Genomic DNA, 5,501 nt, shown 5'->3' on the forward strand with positions numbered 1-5,501 from the left:
AGATAAAAAAGGCCCCTTATGTCTGCAATGGGTGTCCTAAAATAAGACGGTGTTTTTGAAGTCCGGAACATTGATTTGAGACGACGCGTTCGTTATAAGTGCAAAGAAAGGAAAACACCTACCAGAATAAGTCTGGCTGCCAGAGAATTTCGCATCAACAGAACTTATGATGATTTTAAAGAGTTAATTAAAAAAGCTCCCGAAACATCTGTTGTAGAATTAGACACTGTAGAAGGCGGATGTGGTAATAGCAAACAAGCTTTCTTAACCATGCTCTTTCGGAACTGCTCTCTAATGCTTATTTTCGTGCTGAAAGAAAAAACGCAGGATTGCGTTTTTGAAATATTTGATACTCTTTCCGAAAAGCTTGAAATTGGTACTTTTAAAAAACTTTTTCCTGTTACTCAATAGCAATACGAGAAGCTACTTTGTAAAACTAAATGCAATGTTTGTAATCAACAACTTAATATTTGTAAATGAGATGCAGTTTTTGTAACCTAAATGCAGTTTGATTTTCCGTTTTTTATGCTGTATCATGATAGAAAATTGTAAACCAAAAGGAGGTCGACTCCCTCTCGATTTTTTTGTAATCGGAGAATCCACCCCTGTTTGGGTTTTGTATGAATTGCTGGCAGCGCAGTTTTATAATTTTATTTTTTCAGAAGAGCTGGTTTTAACATGATGTCACTGGATGGAACCGGTGCACACATGAGTGTTTTCAAAACTTCTTCTCCGTGGTAAAAGCTGAATGTTTCGTACGGACTACGGTTGTTCAGCTTTTTTCTTTTGTATGATCTGAAGCTTTGATATGTGCATGTTCTGCATCATAAACACTCTTAAGTAATGTGCAATTTCTAATATTTTCACAGCCGTTACAAACATACGGAACACGAAATCTAGCAGTACAGATTTCTTCTATAAAATCATTACAGTTGTTATTGCATCGAGCACATAGCTTACAATAGACTGCCGATTTTCTGGAGCAGTTATTGCCACAGATATTTTTCTTTCTACAGTTAAAACGGTTCTTATAAGCATTAAATGGAAAACCAGGATGGCCTGTTGCTACTTCAGAACTGTATTTACGAACTTCTCTTGAAATCGCAGTTAGATCTTTTCCCACGCGGCGAGCTATTTCTTTAAATGAGAGACTTTCCTTTAAATACTTTTGTAAATCTAGTCTCTCTTCGTAAGTAAAAAACTTAGACATATATCCTCCGTTTCTGCCGCCAACAACTAAAGGATATATAAAGTTAAAATAATTAGCAAACAAAAAAATTGACAAACAGCCAATCTTTTGTAAGCCAGGATGCAACCTACTGGGCATATATATTCAATCAAAAATTTTATAATTGAAATGGACTTAAAGGGTTGCAATTCGATTTACAATTGAGGATTTCTCCTTTTAGAGTTTAAGTCAATGCTCATAATTTTCCTGTCCTGCATTCCTTCAAATGCTGCAACTGAATTCCGATATGCCCTATACCAAGAATAATAATTGAGATAATAAGCCAAATCACCCTTCCATAAATGCCTAATAGCATGAATGCCGCTACCGGCAGGCTTGCTCCTGGTACTGGGATTGCTAAGAAACTTCCATAAAAATCTTTTAGAGAATGTTTACTGTTAAAATACCGTATCCAGTTAATTTCATACATAATCATAAAGATAAAAGATACAATTAGCCACAAGTTCCATAATGAAAACGGTTTAAGGTTGTAATCATTGAAAATGACTACCATGCAGGTAACCAGCACTTGCCCTATACGTTCCAATGCCAATAAAACCTTATTTTCATTCGAAACCACCTCATTATAACCTGACGGTTTATACTTTGTCCAGAGAATATTGGGAATAAACAGCATTAATAGGTAAATACAGCCTACATATGAAAATCCAAAATGTCCTAACATATTACTTTCCTCCTATTATCCCCTCAGAATTTGTTTCGGCCCATCGCACCACATCTAAAAACAAATTATAATCTGTATTATCATTTTTTTGGAGAGACGCCAGTCCAAAGCTACAGGTGACATTTTCTACTCCGTCATATTTGTTTTTCAGAATGCAAATCCTCATTCTTTCCGTTATTTTCAAAGCCTGGTGGATATCCGTATAAGGATATATCATACTTGCCTTTACTTTTCATTAATAAGGGGCCTCCAAGTTTCAATTTACCACTACCACTTGCTTCTTCATATATATAAAATTTTACTACTGTTGGCCAATTTTCTCAACTTTTCGTTTTTTAATATATTCTGTCCCCCACTTTATAATCTCAATCATTATAGAAATAATTGTATTTTTTATTTACGTTTCATATTTTTAATAACCAATTTTGTCTTATTATCAATTCTAAGAGATTCTGTTATTTTCTGAAGTGATTTATTATAAGTAAAATCATCTAAAGAATTGTTTTTTAAATAGGCCATAGTATTTTCTGGAAATTTTATATAACAAGTTGACAGGGCCCATGCAACTGCCATTTTCACATAATAGCCATCATATTTTATCTTATCCAAAGCATCCAGCACAGAATTTACATAAACTTCGTCTATATAAAAATCCAGCAGTACTACCACTCCAAAACGAATATAGAATTCATGATTTGATCTTAAATAAGGCTGTATAAAATTCCAGACTCTTTCTCTATTTGATTTTATGAATTTAAGTCCATTACAAAAGCTGTCACAAATACCCCATCCATCAATTTTGGGAACAAATTTTTCAATAAGCTTGAGCCGTTCCTCTACATCAACTTTTATATAACCTATCACCATTCCTTGAATCATTATTTCCTCATAGTATTCATTTTCAGCTGTCTTGAGATATTCTCTCCAGTCTCCCCTTGCTATTTCTTTTGCAATTTTTCTTAAAACCGGCATTCTAACTCCAACTATATTGGAATCAGTAGGAGATAATTTAGTATGAAATTCTTTATATTTTTCATCTGCCAGTTCAAAAATTTGATCTCGTATTTTTTGCTTCAATTTGGTTCTCCTTATCTTAATTTGTACTTTTAACAATTTGGCTTATAATTGAATTGAAAACTCACACAAATAATTTTCTCAAATTGCAAATATACAAATGAGATATTATATTCTACACAATTTATTATAATCCTTCCTAAAATATAAAAAAAGAAATGGAATTCTCCAATTCTTGTTCTATTTTTTATATTCATGATACATTGTCAATTTTGTTTCCAATGAATCCTTTTATATAATATCCATCCTTTTTACTTTTATCTATATCCAGATATGCTATAAAATCATTCCAGTCATTTATTTTAGAATTGATTAAATCAGAAAAATATTTGTAATGACCCGGTGACTCTACAGTAGAAGGATGTTTTGTATAAAGAGTATTCAGCATTTCCTTTAACTTCTTGGAAACATTCAAAGAAAAATTCTGAGAATCAGTGTCAGATAAATTTACAAAAGAATCAAAAGAACTCTTTAATACATTATACGAATTGCCTGGAATTTTAATAGGCGTATTTATATAAATTTGTGTAAAAATATTCATTCTGATTTCAATACTTTTATCAACTGCATATGTTAAACTATTTTTTACTGAATCAGATAAATTCAAGGAATTTAAAAGAATATTTGATTTTAATTTCTCTTCACCTAAAAAGCTGCCGAACATATAGGCATCCATAGTATAGGTCCTGTGGCTGTTCATATAAGTTACTGCCTTTGATACTGATAAAATATCGCTGTAACTCATATCCTCCAATTTAGAAGAATCGTTAACCACTGATGTACTAAATGCATTATTGGATGCTTCATTAAGCTTTTTAGTAAAATAATTTATATTGGTTCCATTGGAGTTTAATGCGTCATTCCAGTCATCTGGATTTTCCTTTTTTATATTATCCAATAATTTTCTTTGATTATTCATTGTATTGATAATATTATTTTTAAATTCTTCCACATCAAATTTTTCATTATATCCATCAGATAAACTATTATTTAGATTCATATTCATATCATCCACATGTTTGCCTTCAAAAAAATCTCCAATTTTTCTTGAAAAATCAGCTGATAATTTATTCATGACTTTATTGGATATTGAATCCAGACTATCAAGTTTTTGCTTAAGTTCATCCCCTGAAAAATTTTTATTAATTTCATCTCTGTAGTAACTTTCTTTTACTAAAAAATTGCTCATGAAATCCGTGGTAGATACATCCTTTAACGAATACTGGAATTGAACAGATATAGCCTGATTGTTTGAATCTATACTTATTTTATCATTATATATGGATGTTTTTAAATTACTTTCGATTGTGTAATCAGAAAGAGGTATTTCTTTATTGAATATTTCTTTTTGCTGATTTCTAATTTGATTAATAAATTCTTGTTCTGTTATATCTAAAGATTTAGCTTTTTTTCTATTGGAAATATTATAGAATTGAGACATATCAATGCTACAACTACTAAGTATATTACTTAATTTCATTGAATAGCCTCCTTTCGTTTATAATTAAATATACATATAATTATCGTATAAAATATGATTAAATTAACAGTTGCATACAATATTTAAATAAAATAACTAACATAATCAATATTTCATTTACTAATAAAAATCACTGACTGTAACCGAATGATGACGCATTATTCGTACTACAATCACTCAAAGTAAACAACAAAATAATCATCAGTATAAATATATTAAATTTTTTCATAATGCGTTTTGCCTTCTTTTCTTATATAATGGCTTTTGTATAAGCTTTGCTGCATAATAAGCTACAAAAGTCCACAATCCCATCATAGCAATATTTTCCGCAAAGACCGAAACACTGCTCTGTTCAAAATCAAAAAATGCGAATTGGTTTTTAAGAAACATATAAGAAACGATATTCTCTTTATAAAAACAAATTGCTCCATATACGGCGATAGCTGCCGCTGCTGCCCGAAGAATCCATATACTGACTTTCAGAAGTTTTTTCTTCTTTGTCAGCTTACATGTAATTTCGATAATCATTCCCCAGTGCAGTCCCATGTGCATGCTCATCAGCACAAAGCCCCAATAGGATGCCACGATATGCATGGTCCGCGCAAATGGCATGCCGCCGCTTATGGAAAGAAAAGCGAATACATAACGGGACAGAATAATACCGCTAATCATTAAGGCAATCATGGATGCAAATGCTAGTAGGTTGATAATAGTTTGTAGTATCCGAAAGATAGAGTATTTTCCTTTTATTAGAAGCATGTATTCTCTGCCTGTTATAAAATATCTCAACATATTCAAACACTGATGCACGAGCCTCTTCACGTGTTTTATAGTGGTTTTCATAAAGCCATTCCCATTTCATTTTACCCCAGAATGATTCCATTGGCGCATTATCCCAACAGTTACCTTTACGTGACACGCTACATACAAAACTACACTTTTTAAGCAAAGTTTGGTAATCACTTGAGCAATATTGAGCCCCTCTGTCTGAGTGTAATATAACCCCAGTTGGTTTTCCTGCTCGCTGATACGCA

7 protein-coding genes and 1 pseudogene are annotated in these 5,501 nt (G+C 31.8%); 1 reads left to right on the top strand and 7 read right to left on the bottom strand.

Translation table 11 applies throughout. The features are described 5' to 3' along the window. Positions 1-75 precede the first annotated feature (75 nt). Entirely contained in the window at positions 76-411 is a 336-nt protein-coding gene (locus tag AB8U03_RS17860; RefSeq protein ID WP_369705899.1) for a hypothetical protein, read from the top strand. A gap of 382 nt (positions 412-793) precedes the next feature. Here AB8U03_RS17860 and AB8U03_RS17865 read toward each other — a convergent pair. From AB8U03_RS17865 to AB8U03_RS17895, 7 genes and pseudogenes are all read right to left on the bottom strand, one after another. Continuing rightward, positions 794-1,210 (bottom strand): annotated as a pseudogene (locus AB8U03_RS17865) (helix-turn-helix domain-containing protein); the annotation flags it as partial. A 214-nt stretch (positions 1,211-1,424) separates the two neighbouring features. Beyond that, complete coding sequence (locus AB8U03_RS17870) at positions 1,425-1,913, bottom strand: hypothetical protein (protein WP_369705901.1); 489 nt, start codon at positions 1,911-1,913, stop codon at positions 1,425-1,427. A 1-nt stretch (position 1,914) separates the two neighbouring features. Further along, positions 1,915-2,097: a hypothetical protein gene (locus AB8U03_RS17875; protein WP_369705902.1), complete on the bottom strand. Its 183-nt coding sequence runs from the start codon at positions 2,095-2,097 to the stop codon at positions 1,915-1,917. A gap of 209 nt (positions 2,098-2,306) precedes the next feature. Then, positions 2,307-2,990 carry a DNA alkylation repair protein gene (locus AB8U03_RS17880; protein WP_369705903.1) on the bottom strand — a complete coding sequence of 228 codons (684 nt, stop codon included), beginning with the start codon at positions 2,988-2,990 and terminating at the stop codon, positions 2,307-2,309. Positions 2,991-3,180: 190 nt separating this feature from the next. Then, the gene (locus AB8U03_RS17885) at positions 3,181-4,467 is read right to left on the bottom strand and encodes a synaptonemal complex protein 1 (protein WP_369705904.1); all 1,287 of its coding nucleotides are present in this window, start codon (positions 4,465-4,467) and stop codon (positions 3,181-3,183) included. Positions 4,468-4,692: 225 nt separating this feature from the next. Beyond that, positions 4,693-5,139 (bottom strand): DUF4405 domain-containing protein, encoded by a 447-nt coding sequence (locus AB8U03_RS17890; RefSeq protein WP_369705905.1) that lies wholly within the window; start codon positions 5,137-5,139, stop codon positions 4,693-4,695. After that, on the bottom strand, positions 5,132-5,501 hold a 370-nt coding region (locus tag AB8U03_RS17895; RefSeq protein WP_369705906.1), incomplete at its 5' end, for an IS3 family transposase. The genes AB8U03_RS17890 and AB8U03_RS17895, both read right to left, overlap by 8 nt.

Origin of the sequence: Clostridium moutaii (genome assembly GCF_041205085.1) — a bacterium.
GTDB lineage: Bacteria > Bacillota > Clostridia > Clostridiales > Clostridiaceae > Clostridium_B > Clostridium_B moutaii.

Coding starts and splice junctions, on each gene's coding strand:
- AB8U03_RS17870 (WP_369705901.1), bottom strand. CDS start 1,913: ATGTTAGGACATTTTGGATTTTCATATGTAGGCTGTATTTACCTATTA.
- AB8U03_RS17885 (WP_369705904.1), bottom strand. CDS start 4,467: ATGAAATTAAGTAATATACTTAGTAGTTGTAGCATTGATATGTCTCAA.
- AB8U03_RS17890 (WP_369705905.1), bottom strand. CDS start 5,139: ATGATTAGCGGTATTATTCTGTCCCGTTATGTATTCGCTTTTCTTTCC.